At 48.5% G+C, this 3,104-nt stretch carries 3 protein-coding genes; 2 read left to right on the forward strand and 1 reads right to left on the reverse strand.

Translation table 11 applies throughout. The features are described 5' to 3' along the window. Positions 1-86 precede the first annotated feature (86 nt). A complete protein-coding gene (locus tag H6F50_RS02665; protein WP_190426052.1) occupies positions 87-1,025 on the reverse strand; it encodes a phosphodiester glycosidase family protein in 939 nt (312 codons plus the stop codon). Positions 1,026-1,181: 156 nt separating this feature from the next. Between H6F50_RS02665 and H6F50_RS26340 the strand changes: the two genes are divergently transcribed. Both H6F50_RS26340 and H6F50_RS02675 read left to right on the forward strand, forming a co-directional pair. Then, positions 1,182-2,243, forward strand: coding sequence for a hypothetical protein (locus H6F50_RS26340; protein WP_199291950.1), 1,062 nt, complete (start codon positions 1,182-1,184; stop codon positions 2,241-2,243). A 159-nt stretch (positions 2,244-2,402) separates the two neighbouring features. Beyond that, positions 2,403-3,104, forward strand: a 702-nt coding sequence (locus H6F50_RS02675) for an SIS domain-containing protein (protein WP_347277132.1), incomplete at its 3' end; no start/stop codon positions are given.

Below are 3,104 nucleotides of genomic sequence, written 5' to 3' on the forward strand. Positions count from 1 at the left end.
GGTTCGTTCCTTGCCCGTGAAGGGATGATTGTGCAGGTAAATTAAAAAATGCAAAATTAAAAATTAAAAAATAAGATTGTTTATTTTTAATTTTTAATTCTTATCGGTCGCGCATAAAAGCCCAGATGGTTCGCCACTGGGCGCTGTCGCATGGGGATTCGAGTATGAATCGGTGAATTGAGCGATGCTGCTAACACTTCGCTAGGCTTCTCTCCACGACGCGCTACCACCAGCGTTGTCGAACCGCCGCCATCCAAGTTCAGCGCCCGATAAACACCCAACTCGGCAAGAATATTTTGCAGCTCAATTATACTGACACCCTCACTATAGAAACGCTGGCGACCATCAACCAGAATTAACCACAATTTCTCGCCGCTTTCATCAGTCGCAACCACTGTGCGCGGAAATAACTTTTTTTGATCGCGGTTATCTTTCATCACCACTAAGTTGCCGCGTTCGATGATGATTTCGCCGCCTGCCAAAGCTTGAGCCGTATCCGCAGGACAACTCGCCTTGCTGATTTGGGCACGATTATCCTGAGAAAAACACAAAACAGGCCAGCCTCGCTCAAACGCAGAGTAGGTGACGCCGTTAGAAATCGCCTGCCCCAATACGTTCACGGGTTCGCCACTGTGGGGATAATATAACAGCCATTGCTCTTGGAATGGGTAAAAAAAGCTACCATTGATTGCCAATTGCAAGTTAAATTCCCGCAAAAAGTCACTGGTCGTTTGTGCTACGGTTTCTTTTCCTTGGGTGGGTTTTCCTGGCGTTACTAACACCCCAATTCCTGGCGCTTTTAGGTCGATAGTGACAACGTGGATCGTTAGGGGGCGCGGTGTTGAGCGGGGAATGCGCCGATAAACGATACCTTGAAATAGCGGTTGCTGAACGTCGGTGCGGGGTGGACGTCTTAGACACGAAACGCCATAGAAGACACTATAGAGTCCCAGAGACAACAGCACCAGACTAAGGGCAATGGCACTGAGCGATCGCTTCCAGGGAAATTTGCGTCGTTTGCTCATACTGGTTGAGGATTTTTCGACAGCCACGGATTATCCCAAGATATCCGCTAATTTTGAAGCAAGAGTCGCGATCGCATTCTCATTGCTAAGAGCGATCGCGCATCATTGAATAGCACTTAGGATAAAAAAGAGTTTTAAGTTCGTAGGACGCAAGCCATGCGATTACAGTGGTTACTGTGGGGAGCAATCCTCAGCGTTGGGCTGTCAGCACTGCCCGCTCAAGCACAGATAACAGATGCTAAAGTAGCGGCATTCGCAGAAGCGCTCAGGAAGGCAGCACCCCAAACCGGAAAACAGGACGATGGACTCTACAGCGACTGGCAAATCAAACTAAACAACATTTCCCCCTGGTCAAAACAATGCACCGGACGTGCCCTAAGCACAGCGGAATTTGAAGCAAATCCCGCCACCGCACGGAAAGTTGTAGAGTGCATCATGGGCAATATTCTTCGCCAACAGTATCAAGCGGCGGGTAACAATGAATCCGTAGCGGTACAACGGGCGGCTGCTTGGTGGATGACAGGCGATCCCACCCGCTATAACAGTAAAGACATCGCTTCCTACATCCAAAAAGTTTCTGGTTTTTACCAGCAGTCGCGCTCAACTTCATCCACAGTACCGCCTGCCTCAACCCCACCCAAACCTGCTACCCAACCAGCGGCTAAACCAACTCCAACTCCCACGCCATCACCATCACCCACCTCAAACCAGCCACCCGCAAAACCCCCTGTCACAACGGCGGCGGCTACCAATTCAGCAAAGATTTCTGATACCCATGTAGGGGCACTGGTGGAAGCGTTACGACGGGCAGCACCGCAAACTGGCACCGCTGATGATGGACTGTACAGCGAGTGGCAAGTTAAACCAGACAATATACCCGGCTGGTCACAACAATGTATCAATCGGGAACTAACACCAGCGCAATTTGAAAACAGTCCCGTAACCGCACGAAGCATTCTGGTGTGTGTCATGCGCGACGTGTTGCGGGACGAGTTTCAGGCGAGTGGCAACAATGAGGTGGTAGCGGTACAACGGGCGGCTTCCTGGTGGATGACGGGCGATCCGACCCGCTATAACAGCAACGAAACCGGCCCTTATACAGAAAAAGTTCTTGGTTTCTATCAAGAGTTGCGCTCAACTTCATCGGCTTCACCACCTACTTCTAACCAGGCAGCTACAAATTCAGCGACAGAGCCGAAGTTATTTCCCCATCGCTAAACTGCTCGTAGTAGGGCATAGGAACCTAGAAGAGGGAGCAATTTCCTTTTAAGGGTAGGTTATTTTTCCTTCTTCCCCAACTAAGTCCGGGAATACTGCTGATAGGAGGCTCTAGCTCCTATCGGCAGCAGCCAATCCAATTAACATTTCTAGTGCAGCGTGAATTCTCCTAAAGAAAAGGTATTTTCCCACTTCATGCTCAAGGAAATCCATGAGCAATCAGAAGTTGTCCGAACTTGTTTAGAGGCTTTCTCAGAAATTCGTTTCAACGATCAACAGCCACGGCTTGAATTGACTCAACAACCTCTAAACTTAGGTTTATCATCCAACTTTTACGATGGTATAGACCAGATTAAAATTCTTGCTTGTGGCAGTAGTCTTCATGCCAGCTTGGTAGGTAAATATCTATTAGAGCAAGTGGCTAAAGTGCCAACAAGCGTACACTATGCCTCAGAATTTCGGGATGCACCATCGCCTGCAACTCCGAATACTCTCATTGTTGGCGTTACCCAATCTGGAGAAACCGCAGATACTCTCGCTGCCTTAGAAATAGAAAAACAGCATTGTTCTGGTGAAACTCGATTTTTAGGAATTACCAATCAGGCGGGAAGTTCCTTAGAAAAGCTGGTAGATCGTACAATTCATACTTTGGCAGGAAGTGAAGTAGCGATCGCTGCCACCAAAACCTTTGTCGCTCAGTTGATAGCGTTCTACTGTTGGGCGCTTGATGTAGCATACTGCCGTCAAACTCTATCGAGCGATCGACTGCATCAAATCCTCACGCAATTGCGCCAAATCCCCGATCAAATTGATTTAATTTTACAAAGCCAAAAGCACGCCGTCGAGCAGCTAGCCAAAGAC

Source organism: Coleofasciculus sp. FACHB-712 (assembly GCF_014695635.1).
GTDB lineage: Bacteria > Cyanobacteriota > Cyanobacteriia > Cyanobacteriales > FACHB-T130 > FACHB-T130.

Excerpts from the sequence above, each read along its gene's own strand:
- H6F50_RS26340 (WP_199291950.1), top strand. The coding sequence starts at position 1,182 with ATGCGATTACAGTGGTTACTGTGGGGAGCAATCCTCAGCGTTGGGCTG.
- H6F50_RS02665 (WP_190426052.1), bottom strand. The coding sequence starts at position 1,025 with ATGAGCAAACGACGCAAATTTCCCTGGAAGCGATCGCTCAGTGCCATT.